The organism is Streptomyces sp. NPDC050546 (genome assembly GCF_044457425.1).
Taxonomy (GTDB): domain Bacteria; phylum Actinomycetota; class Actinomycetes; order Streptomycetales; family Streptomycetaceae; genus Streptomyces.
Genome location: NZ_JBITGX010000008.1, coordinates 127,398 through 146,137, shown reverse-complemented (window position 1 = coordinate 146,137; position 18,740 = coordinate 127,398). Strand labels below are relative to the sequence as shown.

The window sequence follows — 18,740 nt, the reverse complement described above, 5'->3', positions numbered from 1 at the left end:
GGACTCACTGGAGGATCGCCACGCCCAGGGGGTCGAGGACCAGGGGTTCGCCCTGGTCCACACGCTTGCCGGTGAGCAGGTCGGTGGCGGTGGTGTGGGCGGTGAGACGGGCGGGTTCGGGGGCGTGGTTGAGGAGGAAGAGCAGGCGGGTGCCGTCGGGCGCGACACGGGTCGCCGTCTCGACCTCCGGGTGGCCGGCGTAGGGGCCGAGCAGGTCGTGGCGGGCCAGGATCCGGCGGACGATCTCGTCGACGCCCGGCTGGTCGAGGGCGGTGGCGACGTACCAGCCCTCGCCGTCGCCGTAGGGGTGGCGGGTGACCGCGGGGGTGCCCGCGTAGAAGTCGGTGCCGTAGGTGGCGATCGGTTCGGCGCCGCGTGGCTGGACGATCTCGAAGACGAGTCGTGCCTCTGTCGCCAGCTCGGGGACGGTCTGGGTGAACTCCGGTGGCCGGGCGTCCCATTCGTCGACGCGGACGCCCATGAGGGGCGCGAGCGGGCCGGGCACGTCGGTGAGGAAGGCGCGGTCGTGTGTGTCGACGCGGCCGGAGAGGAAGGTGGTCAGGACCGTGCCGCCGCGTGCGGCCACGGCTTCGAGGCGGGTGGCGAGGTCGCCCTTGATCATGTACAGCGCGGGCGCGAGCACCACGTCGTAGGGCGTGAGGTCGGCGGTCCCCGGGATGACGTCCACGTCGGCGCCGGCCTCGCGGGCGGCCCGGTAGTAGGCGTGGACCACGTCCGGGTACTTGACCAGCCGGGACGGGCCGTCGGAGATCTCCAGCGCCCACCAGCTGTCCCAGTCGAAGAGGAGGGCGGTACGGGCCGGGGTGCGGGCGCCCAGGGTCCGGTCGCCCAGGCTCTCCAGCTCTCTTCCCAGTTCGGCGACTTCGCGGAAGACGCGGGTGTCGTCGCGGCCCGCGTGGCCGATGACCGCCCCGTGGTACTTCTCGCAGGCGCCCCGTGAGGCGCGCAACTGGAAGTAGAGGGCGGCGTCCGCGCCGTGGGCGATGGCCTGGAAGGTGGCGAGACGGAGCTCGCCGGGCCGCCGGAGCGGGTTGACGTCACGGCAGGCGGTGGTGGAGGGCGTCTGCTCCATCAGCCAGAAGGGGGCGCCGTCCTTCAGGCCCCGCATCAGGTCATGGGCGAGGGCGGGCCGGGTCGGCGGGGCGTCGAGGGGCGGGTAGCTGTCCCAGGAGGCGAAGTCGAGGTGGGGCGCCCAGCGGTGGTAGTCGAGGGGGCGAAAGGTGCCCATGAAGTTGGTGGTGACGGGCGTGTCGGGGTCATGGGCGCGAATCACCTCCTTCTCGGCCAGGAAGCAGCCGAGGAGGGCGTCCGTGGTGAAGCGGAAGTAGTCGAGGGTGATGCCCTGGAAGGCGGTGTGGTCGGGGCCGCGCCAGTGCTCGGTCAGGGCGTTGGGCGGCTCGATCTGGTCCCAGTCGGTGTAGCGGTGCGACCAGAAGGTGGTCCACCAGGCGTCGTTGAGGGCGTCGAGGGTGCCGTGCCGGTCCCGCAGCCACTCCCGGAACGCCTCGGCGCACAGGTCGCAGTAACAGGCGCCGCCGTACTCGTTGTTGATGTGCCAGGCGAGCAGGGCCGGGTGGTGCGCGTACCGCTCGGCGAGGCGGGAGGCGACCGCGGTGGAGTGCTCGCGGTACGCCGGTGAGCTGGGGCAGAAGTTGTGGCGCTGGCCGTAGCGGTGGCGGCGGCCCTCGAAGTCCGTGCGGTTGACCTCGGGGTGCCGCTTGGCGAGCCAGGGCGGGAGGGCGGCGGTGCCGGTCGCCAGGCAGATCTTCCGGCCCTCGGCGGCGGCCTGGTCCAGGATGCGGTCCAGGACCGTGAAGTCGTAGGTGCCCGGGGAGGGTTGGGTGAGGGACCAGGTGAAGACGCCGACGGTGAGGGTGTCGATGCCGGCCCGGGTGAAGAGGCGGTGGTCGTCGTCCCGGACGTCCTCGGGCCACTGCTCGGGGTTGTAGTCGCCGCCGTACGGGATCTTCGGGGTGCGGGGCGCGCTCATGCCGTGAACTCCTCCTGGGTCTCGGTGATCACCGTGCGGCTGCCGTGCAGCAGGGACAGCAGCAGCGGGGCGGCCAGCAGGGCGGGCAGGGCCTCGGTCAGCAGGGCGGTCAGCGCGGCCGTCAGGATCAGCAGGGAGGCGGCGGCGAGGGTGGCGCGACCGTGCCGGAACAGGAAGTAGCCGGCGAGACGGGCGGTGTCCCGGGCGCGGAAGGCGAAGAGCGAGGTGAGGACGAGGGCGTGCGCGCCCCAGAGCAGGGCGCCCGCTCCGATCGCCGCGAGCAGCAGCGCCCACCAGCCGGGCAGGCCGGTGGCGGAGAAGTGAGTGAGGGTGAAGGTGATGACCGTCAGCCAGGCCAGCAGGGGCGTCCACAGCTTCAGGGCCGGTACGGCGTTGAGCCGCCAGCCGCGCAGGAAGGCACGGGCCGGACGCAGTGCGGTGAGGTCCCGGCTGCGGTGGTGGAGGGCGTAGAGCGCGGCGGACAGGGCCGGGCCGAGGGGCAGCAGGCACAGGGCCGCGAGCGGGAGGTTGGCCGGGTCGGGGCCGAGCAGGAGCAGGCCCGCCAGGCCCGGGGAGGCGGTGAGGAGCAGCAGCGCCTCGACGGTCAGGACGGTGTGGATCAGGGCGGAGGCACGGGAGAGGGCGCCGGTGCCGAAGTCGGAGGTGCGGACGGTGCTCATGCCGTCGCCTCCCTGCCGAGCAGGCGCCGCTCGTCCCACCGGGCGGGATCTCCTGGACGACGGGCGTCGGTGAGCCGGCCGCTCGGCGCTTCGGGGACGCGGAGGATCACCCGTTCTCCTTCCTGAACCGCTCGTACGCCTTGTTGTGCAGGTCGACGAGCTGCTGCATGTTCTTCGACTTCAGCTCGGCGAGGTAGGCGTCCCACTGGGACATCGGGCGCTTGCCGAGGACGAACTGGAGGGTGTTCTGGATGACGGTGTCCTTGAGCGGGGTGTCCCAGAGGGTCGCCTGTTCCTGCTCGAAGGACTGGAGCGGGTGGGCCGGGTCGATGGGCAGTTGCTCGCGCTGGGCCATGGCGTCCTGGAACTTCTTCTCGTCCGGGCTGAACGAGGAGGAGACCAGGGCCCAGCTGCCGCCGTAGGTGAAGACGCCGTTGAAGAAGCCGTAGTCCTTCTGGAGGTCCTTCGGGGCGTCCGGGTCGGATCCCATGAGGGAGATGCCCGGCTTCAGCGTGTACTGGTCGCCGGACTCGGTGTAGGTGACGCCGTCGACGCCCCACTTGCAGAACTTCTGGCCCTCGTCCGAGTACCAGAGCCAGTCGAGGAACTGCATCATCGCGACGAAGCTGTCGCTCTTGAGGGCCTTGCTGGAGACCATGACGCCGTTCTCAAGTCGGCTGCCGCCCAGCACCACGGGACCGGCGGGCCCGAGGGGCACCGGGACCATCTCGATCTTCGCGCCCTTGACCTGCTTGCCCAGGTTGTAGCGGTAGTTCTGCACCAGTTCCTGGGGGTTGGCGCTCATCACGTAGGTCTTCTCGGCAAGGAGCTTCTGCACGGCCTGGTCGTCGGTCTGGCTGAAGCTCTCGGGGTCCATGAGCTTCTCGGCGACGAGCTTGCGCAGATACTCGACCATCTGGCGGTAGGAGTCCTGGGCGCCGGTGAAGACGTACTTCTGCGCCTTGTGGTCGAAGCTGATGTTGTCGTAGGTCCAGCCGGCTTTGACACCGAACGCCTGGCCGAGATACAGGAACAGCGCTCCGCAGGGGAACGGGGTGTTGGTGCTCCAGCGGTCGGAGAAGGGGTACTTGCCGGGGTACTCCTCCTTGAGCGCCTTGAGGACGTCGTACACCTCGTCCCAGCTGGTGGGCAGGGTCAGCCCGTGCTTGTCGAGGACGTCCGTGCGGAAGGACAGCGAGTAGCCGGACTTGGCCTTCTCGTGCAGGCCGGGCAGCAGGTAGTACTTGCCGTCGGACTGGCGGATCGAGTCGAGCTCGGGCTCCAGCTTCCACTTGCGCACCTTGTCGCGGAAGTTGGGCATCAGCTTCACGTAGTCGCTGACGGCGAGGATCGCGCCCGAGGAGACGAAGGCGATCTCCGAGGGGTGGTACGTCTTCGGGATCAGGAACGGGGCGTCCCCGGCCCCGATGAGGACACTGCGCTTCTTCTCGTAGTCGGCCAGCGGGACGTCGACCGGCTTGAGGGTGACCCCGGTGCGCTTGGTGAGCTCCTTCCAGAACAGCCAGCTGTCCTTCGTCGGGTAGACGGGGTTGTTGTTGTGCAGCATCGAGAAGGACAGCGGCTTGGCCGCCTTGAACTGCTGTCCGGCCCGGTAGTTCTTCATCGCGCCGTTCTGCTTCTTGGAAAGGTCCTTGGAGTCGCCTCCGTCCTCGCCGCCGCCGCAACCGGTGACCGTGGCGAGGCCTATGAAACCGGCGGCGGCGAGTATCTGGCGCCGCGAGAGCTGTCCTGCGTTGTTCACGGGAATCCCCTTGTTCCGTCGGTCAGTAGAGGAGAGGTGCGGCGGTCAGCCCTTGACCGCGCCGAGCATCACGCCCGAGACGAAGTAGCGCTGGACGAACGGGTACACGCAGAGGATCGGCAGGGCGGTGAGGACGATGGTCACCGACTGGATGTTCGCGGCGACCTGGCTGAGCTGCTCGGTGCCCGCGCCCGCGTTGCCGCCGCCCGTGGCGCCCTGGATCAGGTTGCGGAGGTAGACGGTGACCGGCATCAGATCGGTTCGGTCCATATAGAGGAACGCGCTGAACCAGGAGTTCCAGAAGGACACCGAGTAGAAGAGCACCATCGTCGCGACGACCGCCTTGGACAGCGGCAGGACGATCCTGAAGAGGGTGCCGTACGTGCTGAGGCCGTCGATCTGCGCGGCCTCCTCCAGCTCGGTCGGCAGATTCTCGAAGAAGGCCTTCATCACCAGCAGGTTGAAGACGCTGATCGCGTTCGGCAGGGCGATCGCCCAGACGCTGTTCTTCAGGCCGAGGCTGGTGACCAGGATGTAGTTCGGGATCAGGCCGCCGGTGAAGAACATGGTGAACACGGCGACACCGACGAGCACGCCGCGCCCCTTGAGGTTCTTCTTCGACAGCACATAGGCGTAACACGTCGTCAGCACCATGGCCACGGCCGTCGCGACGACCGTGTACAGCACGGTGTTGCCGTAGTTCCGCCAGAACATCTCGTCCCGGAACACGATCTTGTAGGTGGTGAGGTTGAACCCCTTGGGCAGCAGGGTCACCTCACCGGCCCGGATCTGCCGCTCCCCGCTGAAGGACCGCGCCAGGATGTTGGCGAAGGGATACAGCGTCACCAGCACGACCAGGGTGAGGACCACCCCGTTGACGCCCTGGAAGACCCGGTAGGAACGACTCGGCTTCACCACAGGCTCGTCCCCACTGTGCGACGCGAGAGCTGGTTGGCGGAGGTGATGAGGACCAGGCCGATGATCGCCTCGAACAGTCCGATGGCGGCGGCGTAACTGAAGCTGTTGGACTCCACACCGGCCCGGTAGACATACGTCGAGATCACGTCGGCGGTCGGATACGTCAGCGGGTTGTACAGCAGCAGCACCTTCTCGAAGCCGACCACCATGAACGTGCCGATGTTGAGGATCAGCAGCGTGACCATGGTGGGCCGGATGCCGGGCAGGGTGACGTGCCAGATCTGCTGCCAGCGGTTGGCACCGTCGATGCGCGCCGCCTCGTACAGGTCCTCGTCGATCGTGGTGAGCGCGGCGAGGTAGAGGATCGTGCCCCAGCCGGCGGTCTGCCAGATCTCCGAGCCGACATAGATGGTGCGGAACCACTCGGGTTCCTGGATGAAGCGGATCGGTTCGTGCCCGAACCAGCCGAGGGCGTGGTTGACGGGGCCGTCGCTGGCCAGCATCTGCATCGTGATGCCCGCGACGATCACGATCGACAGGAAGTGCGGAAGGTACGACACCGACTGCACGAACCGCTTCAGGGAGCGCCGGCGCACCTCGTTGAGCAGCAGCGCCAGCACGATAGGGACCGGGAAGCAGAACAGCAGCGTGAGCCCGCCGATCCACAGCGTGTTCCGGAACACCTGCCAGAAGGTGGGGTCGCTGAGGAACATCTCCACATAGCGCAGCCCCACCCAGTCCTCGCCGAAGATCGACCCTCCCGGCTCGAAGCGGCGGAAGGCGATCACATTGCCGATCATCGGCAGATAGCGGAAGACCAGGAAGAACAGCAGCGGCAGGATCGCCAGCGAGTACAACTGCCAGTCGCGGCGCAGCGCCCGCCGCCAGCCGGTCCGGGCGGAGACCCGGCTGCCGCGTCGGGGTGCGGCCCGTGCCGGAGGCGGGTCCTGGGTGCCCGGCGGGGCCGACGTGGTGGACGTGCTCATTGCTCGGGCCTCCCGTGGGCAAGGGACGGCGGAACCGAAACTTTCGAGCTCTTACCGGTAACTTCGCGGCAACCTAAGGCCACCAGAAAGCGCTGTCAATGGGTGCTGCGGCAGTCGGGCGGGACGTCTGTGCCGCGTTGGAATCCCGACGAACCTGGGTAGACCCCAGGGACTGCCGCCCGTTGTCCGTCGCAAGTTTCTGGATGACCACCGACTCCTGCGAGGTGCCGCCGTGCCCGCTTTCGACCTGCCGCTGCCGGAACTGGAGCGCCATCGCCCGGACGTGGAGGAGCCCGCCGACTTCGACGCGTTCTGGCTGAGCACGTTGAAGGAGGCAGGGCAGGCCGACCCCCTGGTGTCGGTGCGGCCGGTGGAGACGGGGCTTCGGCTGACACAGACCTGGGACGTGACGTTCCGGGGCTTCGCGGGCGATCCGGTGCGGGCGTGGTTCAGCCGTCCCGCCGGGGTCGGTGAACCCCTGCCCGCCGTGGTCGAGTTCGCCGGGTACGGGCGCGGACGCGGGCTTCCGCATGAGCGTCTGACGTGGGTCAACGCGGGGTACGCGCATCTGCTCATGGACAACCGCGGCCAGGGCGACCAGTACGGCTGCGGTGGCGACACCCCGGATCCGCACGCCGCGGCGCCGGGCGGGCCCGGGCCGGCCGTGCGCGGGCTGCTCACACCCGAGGACTATCACTACCGGCGCCTGATCACCGACGCGGTGCGGGCGGTCTCGGCGGTACGGGCGCTGCCCGGCGTGGACGCAGGGCGGACCGTCGCGGCCGGCAACAGCCAGGGGGGCGGGGTGGCGTTGGCTGTCGCGGGGCTCGTCCCCGACCTGGCGGCGTTGCTGGTCACTGCGCCCCTGCTGTGCGGGATCCGGCGAGCCCTGGACCTCACGGACGCGGGGCCGTACGGGGAGATCGCCGCGTATCTGTCCGTCCATCGGGGCGCCGAGCGCGAGGCCTATCGCACGCTGTCGTACGTGGAGGGCATCTCCTTCGCCCGACGCGCCTCGGCCGCCGCCCACTTCGGCGTGGGGCTGCGGGACACGGTGTGTCCGCCGAGTGGGGCGTACGGGGCGTTCAATGTCTATGGCGAGTTGGCGGGGGCGGACCCGGTGAAGGAGATCCATGCCTATCCGTTCAACGGGCACGAGGGTGGGGACGCGGTGCAGGTGCGGCGGCAACTGGGGTGGGTGGCGGGGGTGGTTGGGGGTGGCGCGTCTTAGGGTGCGGCTCGGGTCATAGCTGTTGGCGACGGCTGGAGCCCGCCGCGGCCGTACGAACCACCCTCGGGACCCCGGCCACGGAAACGCCGTGACCGGGCCCCAGGATCAGTTGCCGCGGAAGGTGCCGACCGCCGCTAGTTCCGGTAGCGGAACACGATCCGGCCGCGCGTCAGGTCGTAGGGCGGGAGCTCCACCAGCACCCGGTCCTCCAGCATGATCTTGATGTAGTTCTTGCGGATCTTCCCGCTGATGTGCGCGAGCACCTGATGGCCGTTCTCGAGCTCCACGGTGAACATGGCGCTGCGCAGGCACTCGACGACCCTGCCCTCGACTTCGATGACGTTCTTGTTCCTCGTCATCGCACCAGCTCCAGGTTGCTGCTCATCGGCCGGGCCCCGATGCCCTCGAACAGCGCCGAGGCCGCTCGGTTGGACTCGTGAACCTCGGTCCAGGCCTCGGCGAACCCCGAGCGGTGCAGCGTTCCCAGCGCGTGGGCCAGCAGCGCCCGCGCGATCCCTCGGCGCCGCTCGCCGGCCCGGACCGCGACCAGCCCGATGCGCGGCCGGATCGCCGTCACCACCCGGATCAGCCCCAGGTAGCGGTCCGCCGCCGCGGCCACCGCGTACTTCGACGGGTCGACGATGGTGTCGCCTTCGAGGTGGGGAATGACCTCCGCGGGCATCGACTGCCACCCGACGGTCGCCTCGACTTCGTCGCGGATCGCGCGGTCCACCGCCCGCAGCAGACTCTCGTCCGCCTGACCGGCGGGCACGAGCGTCACACCCGAGGGCGGCAGGACCGCTCCCAGCCCGGTGGCCCGCGGGTCGGTCGGCATGGCGTACTCCCACTCACGGCGCCGGATCGTGAAACCGGCCCGCCGCCAGGCGGTCGTCAGCTCGGCGTCGGCTTCGTCGACCACCGTGTACAGCGGCGCCGGCAGTTCCGCCAGCATCGCCTCGGCGAGCCGGTCGAAGGTGGCGTCGCGCCAGGCGTCGATACTGACGAACAAGCGTCCGTCGGGCCGGTGCCGCGCATGCCCGCGGCCGACCACCAGGTCGTCTTCCAGGGCATGCCAGTGCCCGTCCGCGACGCGCGTGATCACCACCGCGTCCTCGCCCGGGCCGGCTGTGAAAGGCTTTGTGTCCATCGGCTTCTCCTCCCAGGAGTGCCTCGATCTCAGGCGCTCCTGGCGACACCGAACGTCAGCCGCCGGACCGTGACGGGTTGAGGGAGCACCCACGGGTAACTGTGTTCACGGGGCTCACCTCCTTACGACGACTTCACGGTCCACCGCGAAAGTAGCAGCGGGCCGTCGCCTCGTTCCAACCATTTCCGCTGAGCTCCTGTCGCGCCCGTGCCGGCGACGAAGGGCTGGACATCCGGCCGCGGACCGTACTGATCCCGCTCTAGGCGTTGATAGCCTCGGCGACATGGCTGCACCAGGAGCGACGTGAGGTATCCGAGCATCCAGCAGTTGCAGCTGTTCCTGCTCCTCGCCGAGGAGTTGCACTTCGGGCGGGCGGCGCGGCGGGCGTTCATGGCGCAGCCGACGTTCTCACGGCACATCACCGCTCTGGAGGAGCGGTTGGGTGTCGCCGTGGTGGATCGGACGACGCGCAGGGTCGTGTTGAGCACGGCGGGTGAGGCGCTCGTGGGGCGGGCCCGGACCGTGGTGGAGGCGGCCGAGGAACTGCGCCGTGAGGCGGAGAGTCAGGCCAACGCGGCCGCGGGCCGGATCGTGATCGGCTCCTTCGAGGCCATCACCTCGATGGACCCGATCCCGGCCGTCCTGGAGGAACTGCGGGAAAACTTCCCGCAGGTGGAGGTCGACGTCGTACGCATGGGCTTCGACTCCGGCCCGGCGGTCCTGCGAGGCGAGGTCGACGCGGCGTTCCTGTTCCTGCCCGTTCCCGACGGCGTCCAGACCCTGGCGCTGGCAGGCGGACCGCGCTGTGTCGCGATGGCCGATGGTCACCCCCTTGCCTCCCGGGACGCGGTGACCCTCGCGGACCTCGCCGACGAGCCCCGCATCGGCTGGTCGGAGCAGGTCCCGAAGGTGTTCCGGGACTTCTGGTCCGCCGGCCCGCGACCGGACGGCACCCCTGTGCGGTTCAGCCCGCACGCCATCGTCGACTACGAGAGCGCCCTGCCGCTCATCGCCATGGGGCAGGGGATCCAGCTGCCGCCGGACACGACCCGCTGGCTCTATCCGCGCCGCGGTGTGTCGTACGTCGACGTCACCGACCTCGAACCCTGGACGGCAGCACTGGGCTGGCTGCCGAGCCGCCGGGACGAGCCGCTCGTCGCGGCCCTGCGGCAGGCGGCCCAGCGTGTTCTGCGCCGAGGCCGGCGGCCATCAGAAGGGCCCTGACCGGCAGTCCGGGTGCGACAACCGTTTACAACCGCGTCCCTCGGCGCTAACTTCCGCAACAAGCGGGGTGGGAGCGCTCCCATAACGGTGGACCGGAACCCGCCCTGAAGTCGCCCCCACCCCGCGCATCCGCACCCGCATCCCCACACACGCATCCGCAGGCCCGTATCCCAAGGAACGGATGATGCTGTCATGATCCTGACAAAAACACCGGGAAGGCTCCCGACGCGCCGATTAACGCTCCCCACCCGGGCCAGGGCCCTCTTCCTCGTCATGCTCTCCCTGCTCGTCACCGTCCCGGCCCTCGGTCTGGTCATGACGGCCGGGGGTGAGGCGGAGGCCCACGGCACGCCCATGAAGCCTGGCAGCCGTACCTTCCTGTGCTGGCAGGACGGTCTGACCGACACCGGTGAGATCAAACCGGTCAACCCGGCCTGCCGGTCCGCCCAGCAGACCAGCGGCACCACGCCGTTCTACAACTGGTTCTCGGTGCTCCGCTCGGACGGCGCCGGCCGCACCCGCGGCTTCGTGCCGGACGGCGAGCTGTGCAGCGGCGGCAACACCAACTTCACCGGCTTCAACACCCCCAGCAAGGACTGGCCGCTCACCCATCTCACCTCGGGCGCGACGGTCGACTTCTCGTACAACGCCTGGGCGGCGCACCCGGGTTGGTTCTACGTCTACATCACCAAGGACGGTTTCGACCCGGCCAAGACCCTCACCTGGAACGACATGGAGGCACAGCCGTTCCTGAGCGTCGACCACCCGCCGCTGAACGGCTCCCCGGGCACCGTCGAGGCCAACTACGCCTGGACGGGCAAGCTCCCGGCCAACAAGGACGGCCGCCACATCATCTACATGGTCTGGCAGCGCTCCGACAGCCAGGAGACCTTCTACTCCTGCTCCGACATCGTCTTCGACGGCGGCAACGGCGAGGTGACCGGCATCAAGGAGCCGGGCAACCCGTCCGAGCCGGTGCCCGGCACCTGCACGGCCACCCGCAGGACGACCGGCAGCTGGAACGGCGGCTACCAGTCCGAGGTGACCGTCACCAACACCGGCACCGTCCCGATGCTCGGCTGGATGGTCGACTGGAACCTCCCCGCCGGCCACAAGATCGAGAGCTTGTGGAGCGGCAACGCGACCTACAACGGCCAGTCGGTGATGGTCCACAACGCCGGCTGGAACGGCTCCCTGGCACCAGGCAGGAGCACGACGTTCGGCTACACGGCCACCGCGCCGGGCGGTGACAGTACGACGAGCCTGCCCTGCCGGGTGGGCTGAACCGTCACTTACGGGCGGGCCCGGTGACCGGCGAGCCCCGGTCGCCGGGCCCGCTGCCGGGTGACGGCATCCGGTGACGGCATCCGGTGACGGCGTCCTGTGACGGCGTCCACCCGGATCACATGTGGTCGGCCGTGGCCAGGAGGCGGTGCAGGGCGGCCCGGGCCGGTGGGCCCCAGGTGGACTTGCCGCCCGGGCGGCCGTGATCCCCGGCATCTCCGATGATCATGCAGACGAGGGCGCGCGCGACGGCCCAGCCCCGGGCGCGGCGCCGGGTCGCGGGGTCCGCGGCCGGGCGGTAGAGGTCGAAGAAGCGGTCGGCGGCACCGTCGGGCAACAGGTTCCAGGCGGCGGCGAGATCGCAGGCGGGGTCGCCGGCGCAGAGGTCGCCGAAGTCGATCACACCGCAGAAGGTGCCGTCGGCGGTGAGGACGTTGGCCGCGTGCAGGTCGGCGTGGAGCCAGACCGCGGGGCCCGTCCAGGCGGGCGCGGCGACGGCGTCGTCCAGGATCGCCCGGACCGCCTCCGGGTCCTCGACCAGGCCCAGCTCCATGGCCGTGGCGAGTTGGTGGGCGAACCCCTCGGCGTGCTCGGACAACGGCCCGCCGCGGTTCCGGCCCACGGGTGCGCCCTCGGGGGCGGGGCGGTGCAGAGCCGTCAGGAAGGCGGCCAGGGCCTCGGCCGATTCCGCGGCACGGGTGGCGGGGGCGCGGTCGGCGGGGGCGCCCTGCACCCAGGTGGTGACGATCCAGGCGTGCGGAAAGCGGTCGGAGGGCTCACCGAGGCGCTGCGGGACCGGAACCTCCAGAGGCAGCGTCGGGGCGAGTACGGGGAGCCAGGTGTGCTCCTTGCGCAGCAGCACGTCCACGGAACCCGTCGCCCAGGGCAGCCGCACGGCCAGGTCGTCACCGAGGCGCCAGAGCTGGTTGTCCCAGCCGCGCGCGCCGAGCCGCAGGGGGCGATCGGCCAGGTCGGGGTGCTGGTCGCGCAGCAGCTCGCGGATCAGTTCCGGCGTGATCTCGATCTCGGTGTGGGTCATGCGGGGCAACGGTAGCCGGGCGGCGGCACGGAGGGGCACGAGTGGCCGGAAAACGCGGGGTGTGCCGACCGAGTCGGACCCACCGCCCCATATGTCGCGAATATCCAGGTGTGCGATTCTGTTGTGTGGGTGCCCTGCCGCTCAGACGCGGCGTGGATCCGCCGTGTCGTCGTCGCCTGAGTTCCGGGGACTCCCACCTGCCGGTGGCTGCGGCATGGACGGGAGGTGGATGCGGACATGCCCCATTACGGCGATGCCCGGGCCGCGGTCCCCGGTCTTCGGGCGCCGGGGAACGGGAGCACCGGTCCGCCTGGTCCCGCGCCGGAGCTCGCCGCGCGGGAACGGGTCCTGGCGTTCGCCGGGGTGGCACTGGCGGCGGTGTACGTGCGGAGCGAGGACGGTACGGAACTCCGCTCGGTGGAATCGGCCGGCGCCGGGCCGGAGGGGTACGGGCTGCCGGGGCGTGTGCCGGTTTCGGAGGGGTCATCCGGGCCGGAGCCAAGCAGCACCCCACCCGTGTCACCCGGGCCAGAGCCAAGCAGCACCCCACCCACGCCCGAGGAGAGCAACACCCCACCCGAGCCCGAGCAGAACAGCACCCCACCCCGGCCCGAGGAAAGCGACGCCCCACCCCGACCGGAACCGAGCTCAGCCACCCCAGAACCCTCCGACTCACCCCCGACCCGACCTGACCCGTCCACCCCACGCCACTCCCCCGCGCCCGGCTCGGCATCGGCCCCGTCCCTGGCCGCCCCCGGAGTCCTGCCCGGGGCCGCTGACGGAGCGGGGGTCATCGCCAAGGCGTTTCGGACCGGGCGGGCCTTGTGGCTCGGGGGTGTGGTGTTCGCCGGTCGGGAGGAGGGCGGGGCCGCCGCCCCGCTCGGGGCGTTGCCGCTGGGGGCCGCGGGTGGGTGGCTGGGGTGCCTTGTCGTGGTGGGAGAGGCCGGGGACAGCTTCGGGGCCGAGCAGCGGGAGTTCCTGGAACGGTATGCCGAGGCGGTCGCGGGGCGGCTCCGGGGCGAGGCCGACCGGTGCGCCCCCTCACCGCTGCTGGATTCGGCGCTGCGCGCCATGGGCGTCGGTTCCTTCGCCCTGGCGCCGGGCACCGGCCTGGTCGAGACGGACCAGGCCTTGCTCGAACTCGTCGGCATCCCCGAGAACGGCTTCGACGGCAAGACCGACACCCTGCTCTCGTGCAGCGTCCCCGAGGACGTCCCCGCCCTGCTGTCGGTGATCGAACCGTCCGCGCAGACCCCCGGCCGCCGGGAACTGGAGTTCCGGATCCGCCGGCCCACCGGTGAACTGTGCTGGCTGCGCCTGAACTGCCGCGTGCGCAAGGGGCCCGACGGCGCTCCGGAGCGGGTGCTCGGCGTGGTGACCGCCGCCCCCGTGTTGCGCCGGAGCGCCAGCGATGTCGCCCGGATCCAGTGGCTGACGGCCGCGCTCGACGACGCCGTGACGGTCCGGGACGTCAGCCGTGTGGTGGTCGCCGCGCTGCGCGAGCCGCTGGACGCCGACCGGGTGGCGCTCGCCGAACTGCTGGAGGACCGGCTGGCGGTCACCGTGCTCGATCCGCCGGGTGCCGCCGCCTGGCCGGACCTGTGGCGGGCCGAGTGGCGCTCGGAGTGGCCCGACGCGCCGGTCGCCGCCCTGCCCACGCTCCAGGCGGCGCTGCGGGACGGGCGGATGAGCCTGTGGCCGGCGGGTGCGGTGCTGGAACCCGGGCTCGCGGGGATCGGCCCCGGCGGGCTCGCGGTCCTGCCGCTGCCGGCCAAGAGCAGGGTGACCGGGGTGTGTCTGGTCGGCTGGGACGCGCCGCACGAGTTCGCCCCCGAGGAGCGGGCCCTGCTGACGGCGACCGCGGGGCTGGTGGGGCAGGCCCTGAAGCGCGCGCACGCCTACGACGCCGAGCAGGAGCTCGCGACGATGTTGCAGCGCAGCCTGCTGCCGCGCCGGCTGCCCCGGCTGCCCGGGGGCACCGCCGTGGCCCGCTATCTGCCCGCCCGGCGCGGGCTCCAGGTGGGCGGCGACTGGTACGACGTGATCGCGCTGTCGGAGGGGAAGGTGGCCCTGGTCATCGGTGATGTGCAGGGGCACAGCGCCGGGGCCGCGACGATCATGGGCCAGATGCGTACGGCGGTCCGGGCCTACGCCGTGGAGGGCCATCCTCCGGACGTGGTCGTCGGACACGCCAACCGGCTGCTCGTCGGCATGGAGACCGATCTGTTCGCCACCTGCTGCTATGTCGAACTGGACATGGAGGAGGGCAACGCGCTGTTCGTGCGGGCCGGGCATCTGTCCCCGCTGGTGCGGTTTCCGGACGGCGGCACCGAGGAGATCGCGGTGGAGGGCGGGCTCCCGCTGGGCGTCCTCGCGGACGCGGAGTTCCCGCTGACGGCGCTGGCCCTGGCCCCGGGCTCGGTGCTCGCGCTGGTGACGGACGGCCTGGTCGAGTCGGCCGATCTGCAGGTGGACGAGGGCATGCGGCTGGTGCGCGAGGCACTCGCCGCGGCCGACCCTGCCGACCCGGGACGGATGGCCGACGAACTGCTGGGCGACGCCGGCCGCCGTGAGGACGACGTGGCGTTGCTGCTGCTGCGCTACGACGGGATGCGGGTCCGGCCGGTGCGGGCGGGCTGGGTGGTGTGGCGGCTGCCGGACGCGGTGATGCACGCCCGCCGGTTCAGCGCGCGCACGCTGCGCTCCTGGGACGTCGTGGCCGAGGCCGACACCGTCCTGCTGGTGGTGTCGGAACTGGTCACCAACGCGCTGGTGCACACACAGGGCGCGGTCCGGGTGGATCTGACCCTGGCCGCGGACCGGCTGCGGGTGACCGTGAGCGACTCCTCGCCGCGCGCGCCCGCGAAGCCGGTGGTGGTGGACTGGGAGTCGACGGGCGGCCGTGGGCTCTTCCTGGTCGAGGCGATGTCGGCGGCCTGGGGTTCGGTGCCGGTCGGCGGCGGCAAGCAGGTGTGGAGCGAGATCGTCGTGTCCCGGCCGGATCCGGAACGGGAACCGGAACCCGAGCAGGGGGCGGCACCGCCGCGGCTCGAGCCGGAGCGGGTGCCGGAGCCGGGCCGGACCTGGGACCGCGGCTGGGGCCTGGTCCGCGACCGCGGCTGGGGCATGGGCCGCAACCGCGACCGGAGCAAGGCCAGAAACCCGGCCCCGGACCCACCCCCGGCCCGCCGACTCCGCAACCGGAACAGGGACCGGACCCCCGGCCAGGGTCCGGCGCCGCCCGATGAAGGAGGTTCGCTGTGAGAGGGCGCAGATGGCGTGTCTTCGTCGTCCTGATGGCCGGTGTCCTGGCCACGTCCCTGGCCGGCTGTACCGGCAGCGGCGACGAGGGCGACGACAGCCTGACCCTCGGCCTGCTGCTGCCGAGCCGCGCGGTGCCCCGCTGGGAGCAGTCCGACAAGCCCCTGATCGAGAAGCGGGTGAAGGAACTGTGCCCCGAGTGCTCGGTGGTGTACGCCAACGCCGAGAACGACGCGGCACGCCAGCGGCAGCAAATGGACTCCATGATCACCAGGGGGGTCTCGGCCCTGATCCTGGACGTCGTGGATCCCAAGGCGCTGCGCTCCTCGGTCCGGGCGGCGGACCGCGAGGGCATCCCCGTGGTCGCCTACGACCGGCTGGCCGAGGGCCCGATCTCGGGTTTCGTCAGTTTCAACGGCGGCCAGGTCGGCAGACTCCAGGGCGAGCAACTCCTGAAGGGCATGGGAGCCAAGGCCGACGGTGGCGGCGTCGTCATGATGAACGGCGATCCCTCCAGCCCCAACGCCGCCTGGTACGAGGGCGGGTCCCGGTCCGTTCTGGAGGACAAGGTGCGGATCCTCAAGTCGTACAACACCCTGGGGTGGCGGACGGAGAACGCGAACGACCACATGTCCGCCGCGATCAACGGCCTCGGTCCGAACCAGATCGACGGGGTGCTGGCGGCCAACGACTCGATCGCGGCCGGTGTCGTCGCGGCGCTCAAGAGCGCCCGTATCTCGCCGCTGCCCCCGGTCACCGGCCAGGACGCCGATCTCGACGCCGTGCGGCGCATCGTCGAGGGCGAGCAGTACATGACCGTCTACAAGCCCTTCCGGCTGGAGACCGAGGCGGCCGCCGCGATGGCCGTCGCCCTGGCGCGCGGCAATGACCTCGACGCCCTTGTCACGCGGACCATGGACACTCCGACCGAGCAGGACGTCCCGGCGGTGCTGCTCACCCCGACCGCCGTGACGGCCGGGACCATCGGGCGGACGCTCGTCCGGGACGGCGTCTACACGATCGACCAGATCTGCACCCCGAAGCTCCGGCCGGCCTGTGCCCGGATCGGGCTCACTCGGTGAGGGACGTGATTCCCCGTGGCCCATCCCCCTGTTCTGGCGTTGCGCGGCATCTCCAAGCGGTTCGGCGGCGTGCAGGCGCTCGTGGACGTCGACCTTCAGGTCCGGGCCGGTGAGGTCGTGGCCCTGGCGGGCGACAACGGCGCCGGCAAGTCCACGCTGATCAAGGTGATCTCGGGGGTGAGCCCGGCCGACCGGGGCGTCGTCGAGTGGGAGGGGCGGCTCGTGCAGATCAAACGCCCGCACGACGCCCACGCCCTGGGCATCGCGACCGTCTACCAGGACCTCGCGATGTGCGACAACCTGGATGTCGTAGGCAATCTCTTCCTCGGCCGTGAGATCGACCGGGTCGGCGTCCTCGACGAGGTCGAGATGGAGCGCCGCTCCCGTGACCTGATGCGCGCCCTGTCGATCCGGATCCCCGATGTGCGGGTGCCGGTCGCGGCGCTCTCCGCCGGTCAGCGGCAGGCCGTCGCGATCTCCCGCTCGCTCATGGGAGCGCCCAAGGTCCTGCTGCTCGACGAGCCCACCGCCGCCCTGGGCGTGGAGCAGACCAGCCATCTGCTCGACCTCATCGAGGAGGTGCGCGACCGCGGGATGGCGATCATCCTCATCAGTCACAACATGGGCGACATCAAGGCCGTCGCGGATCGTGTCGCCGTGCTGCGGCTGGGCCGCAACAACGGCCTGTTCGACGTGAGCACCGTTACGCAGGAGCAGATCATCTCCGCCGTCACCGGTGCGGCGGACAACGCCGTGGCGCATCGCACGAGAGGCGACGAGGAGGCGTGGCCGTGAGCCGGGGCGGGCCGCACGGGGGCGGCGGGCCGGGCAGCGCCGGGCCGGTCGCGCCCGACCGTGGGGCAGGCACCCGGGGCTGGTCGGGCAACCTGCGCGACTACGCCCTGGAGGTGCGCGGCAGTGTGCGGGACGGTGAGCGCGGGCCGCTGCTGGTCATCGCCGGGCTGATCGTGATCTGGTGTGTCTTCCAGGGGCTCGACGACAAGTTCCTCTCGCCGCGCAATCTGTCCAACCTCGGTGTGGGCATCGTCGGGACCGGCCTGGTCGCCGTCGGCATCGTGTTCGTGCTGCTGATCCGGGAGATCGATCTGTCGGTCGGCTCCGTCAGCGGTCTGGCGGGGGCCTCGTTCGCCGTGCTGAACGTGAACCACGGGATGCCGGAGTGGCTCGCGGTGGTCGTGGCGGTGGCGGTGGGCATGGCCGTGGGCGCCTTCCACGGGTTCTTCTTCGCCTCGCTCGGTGTGCCCGCGTTCGTCGTGACGCTGGCCGGCCTGCTCATCTGGAACGGTCTGACGCTCTACCTGCTGGGCGCGAGCGGCACGATCAACATCGACGAGGAGGGACTGGTCGCGTCCCTGACCAGCCGCCACTTCGAGGACCCCGCGGCGGCCTACACGGTCGCGGCGCTCGGCACGGCCGGGTACTTCCTGGCCGCCCGCCGCAAGCGCGCCCGCCATCTGGCCGCCGGGATGCCGCACCGGCCGGCGGGTGACATCTGGCTGCGCACCGGTCTTCTCGCGGGGATCGTCTTCGCCGCGGCCTACACCCTCAACCGGTTCCAGGGGCTGCCGCTCGCGCTGCTGATCTTCCTGGTGGTCCTGGTCGTCTCGGACTACGTGCTGCGCCGCACCCGCCACGGCCGGCGGGTGTACGCGCTCGGCGGCGGGGTCGAGGCGGCGCGGCGGGCCGGCATCGGGGTGGCGCGGGTGCGCGTCGCGATGTTCATGGTGTCGGGGACGCTGGCCGCGTTCGGCGGGCTGTTCGTGGCCTCGGAGCTGACCTCGGCGAGCCCCACGACGGCCCGTGCCGCCGGTTCCGGGATGCTGCTGATCAACGCGATCGCGGCGGCCGTCATCGGCGGTACGAGTCTGTTCGGCGGGCGCGGCTCGCCCTGGTCAGTGCTGCTCGGGGTGCTGGTCATCCAGTCGATCGCCTCGGGCATGGGGCTGCTGGGGGTCGAGGACGCCGTGCAGTTCATGATCACCGGTGGCGTGCTGCTGGCCGCGGTGGCGGCCGACGCGCTCTCCAGACGCGGGGAGGCCCGACGGGGACGTCCGTAAACCATTCTTTCGCCCCTTTATGCCTAATAAATGGCAA

General features: G+C 70.9%; 15 protein-coding genes. 7 read left to right on the top strand and 8 right to left on the bottom strand.

Annotated elements, in window-relative coordinates; all coding sequences use genetic code 11:
- Positions 1-4: 4 nt before the first annotated feature.
- The 5 genes from ACIBK5_RS21155 to ACIBK5_RS21135 all read right to left on the bottom strand — a co-directional run bounded on the left by ACIBK5_RS21155 (position 5) and on the right by ACIBK5_RS21135 (position 6,357).
- Positions 5-2,011 carry a beta-galactosidase gene (locus ACIBK5_RS21155; RefSeq protein WP_399021417.1) on the bottom strand — a complete coding sequence of 669 codons (2,007 nt, stop codon included), beginning with the start codon at positions 2,009-2,011 and terminating at the stop codon, positions 5-7.
- Positions 2,008-2,691, bottom strand: coding sequence for a hypothetical protein (locus tag ACIBK5_RS21150; protein ID WP_399021416.1), 684 nt, complete (start codon positions 2,689-2,691; stop codon positions 2,008-2,010). Before ACIBK5_RS21150 ends, ACIBK5_RS21155 begins: the two co-directional genes overlap by 4 nt.
- Before the next feature lie 106 nt (positions 2,692-2,797).
- Positions 2,798-4,453: an extracellular solute-binding protein gene (locus ACIBK5_RS21145; RefSeq protein ID WP_399021415.1), complete on the bottom strand. Its 1,656-nt coding sequence runs from the start codon at positions 4,451-4,453 to the stop codon at positions 2,798-2,800.
- Positions 4,454-4,498: 45 nt separating this feature from the next.
- On the bottom strand, positions 4,499-5,371 hold the full coding sequence (locus ACIBK5_RS21140) for a carbohydrate ABC transporter permease (protein ID WP_399021414.1): 873 nt from the start codon (positions 5,369-5,371) through the stop codon (positions 4,499-4,501).
- A complete protein-coding gene (locus ACIBK5_RS21135) occupies positions 5,365-6,357 on the bottom strand; it encodes an ABC transporter permease (RefSeq protein WP_399021413.1) in 993 nt (330 codons plus the stop codon). Before ACIBK5_RS21135 ends, ACIBK5_RS21140 begins: the two co-directional genes overlap by 7 nt.
- Before the next feature lie 232 nt (positions 6,358-6,589).
- Between ACIBK5_RS21135 and ACIBK5_RS21130 the strand changes: the two genes are divergently transcribed.
- Positions 6,590-7,588, top strand: a complete 999-nt coding sequence (locus ACIBK5_RS21130) for an acetylxylan esterase (protein WP_399021412.1) — start codon at positions 6,590-6,592, stop codon at positions 7,586-7,588.
- A gap of 134 nt (positions 7,589-7,722) precedes the next feature.
- Here the strand turns inward: ACIBK5_RS21130 and infA are convergent, their stop codons facing one another.
- Both infA and ACIBK5_RS21120 read right to left on the bottom strand, forming a co-directional pair.
- Complete coding sequence (gene infA, locus ACIBK5_RS21125; RefSeq protein ID WP_031047878.1) at positions 7,723-7,947, bottom strand: translation initiation factor IF-1; 225 nt, start codon at positions 7,945-7,947, stop codon at positions 7,723-7,725.
- Positions 7,944-8,735 (bottom strand): GNAT family N-acetyltransferase, encoded by a 792-nt coding sequence (locus ACIBK5_RS21120; RefSeq protein WP_399021411.1) that lies wholly within the window; start codon positions 8,733-8,735, stop codon positions 7,944-7,946. The genes infA and ACIBK5_RS21120 overlap by 4 nt, the downstream gene beginning before the upstream one ends.
- Positions 8,736-9,038: 303 nt before the next feature.
- Here ACIBK5_RS21120 and ACIBK5_RS21115 point away from each other — a divergent pair, with 303 nt between their 5' ends.
- Entirely contained in the window at positions 9,039-9,959 is a 921-nt protein-coding gene (locus ACIBK5_RS21115) for a LysR family transcriptional regulator (RefSeq protein ID WP_399021410.1), read from the top strand.
- Positions 9,960-10,151: 192 nt separating this feature from the next.
- Positions 10,152-11,243: a lytic polysaccharide monooxygenase gene (locus ACIBK5_RS21110; protein ID WP_399021409.1), complete on the top strand. Its 1,092-nt coding sequence runs from the start codon at positions 10,152-10,154 to the stop codon at positions 11,241-11,243.
- A gap of 118 nt (positions 11,244-11,361) precedes the next feature.
- Here ACIBK5_RS21110 and ACIBK5_RS21105 read toward each other — a convergent pair whose 3' ends face one another.
- Positions 11,362-12,282, bottom strand: coding sequence for an aminoglycoside phosphotransferase family protein (locus ACIBK5_RS21105; RefSeq protein WP_399021408.1), 921 nt, complete (start codon positions 12,280-12,282; stop codon positions 11,362-11,364).
- A gap of 744 nt (positions 12,283-13,026) precedes the next feature.
- Here ACIBK5_RS21105 and ACIBK5_RS21100 point away from each other — a divergent pair.
- From ACIBK5_RS21100 to ACIBK5_RS21085, 4 genes are read left to right on the top strand one after another with little or no spacing between them, the layout of a single operon-like run.
- Positions 13,027-15,546 (top strand): SpoIIE family protein phosphatase, encoded by a 2,520-nt coding sequence (locus ACIBK5_RS21100; RefSeq protein WP_399021734.1) that lies wholly within the window; start codon positions 13,027-13,029, stop codon positions 15,544-15,546.
- Positions 15,543-16,625: a substrate-binding domain-containing protein gene (locus tag ACIBK5_RS21095; protein ID WP_399021407.1), complete on the top strand. Its 1,083-nt coding sequence runs from the start codon at positions 15,543-15,545 to the stop codon at positions 16,623-16,625. The genes ACIBK5_RS21100 and ACIBK5_RS21095 overlap by 4 nt, the downstream gene beginning before the upstream one ends.
- 15 nt (positions 16,626-16,640) lie before the next feature.
- Complete coding sequence (locus ACIBK5_RS21090) at positions 16,641-17,420, top strand: ATP-binding cassette domain-containing protein (RefSeq protein WP_399021406.1); 780 nt, start codon at positions 16,641-16,643, stop codon at positions 17,418-17,420.
- Positions 17,411-18,703: a sugar ABC transporter permease gene (locus ACIBK5_RS21085; protein WP_399021405.1), complete on the top strand. Its 1,293-nt coding sequence runs from the start codon at positions 17,411-17,413 to the stop codon at positions 18,701-18,703. Before ACIBK5_RS21090 ends, ACIBK5_RS21085 begins: the two co-directional genes overlap by 10 nt.
- The last annotated feature ends 37 nt before the right edge of the window (positions 18,704-18,740 follow it).

Coding starts and splice junctions, on each gene's coding strand:
- ACIBK5_RS21155 (WP_399021417.1), bottom strand. CDS start 2,011: ATGAGCGCGCCCCGCACCCCGAAGATCCCGTACGGCGGCGACTACAAC.
- ACIBK5_RS21150 (WP_399021416.1), bottom strand. CDS start 2,691: ATGAGCACCGTCCGCACCTCCGACTTCGGCACCGGCGCCCTCTCCCGT.
- ACIBK5_RS21135 (WP_399021413.1), bottom strand. CDS start 6,357: ATGAGCACGTCCACCACGTCGGCCCCGCCGGGCACCCAGGACCCGCCT.
- infA (WP_031047878.1), bottom strand. CDS start 7,947: ATGACGAGGAACAAGAACGTCATCGAAGTCGAGGGCAGGGTCGTCGAG.
- ACIBK5_RS21120 (WP_399021411.1), bottom strand. CDS start 8,735: ATGGACACAAAGCCTTTCACAGCCGGCCCGGGCGAGGACGCGGTGGTG.
- ACIBK5_RS21110 (WP_399021409.1), top strand. CDS start 10,152: ATGATCCTGACAAAAACACCGGGAAGGCTCCCGACGCGCCGATTAACG.
- ACIBK5_RS21105 (WP_399021408.1), bottom strand. CDS start 12,282: ATGACCCACACCGAGATCGAGATCACGCCGGAACTGATCCGCGAGCTG.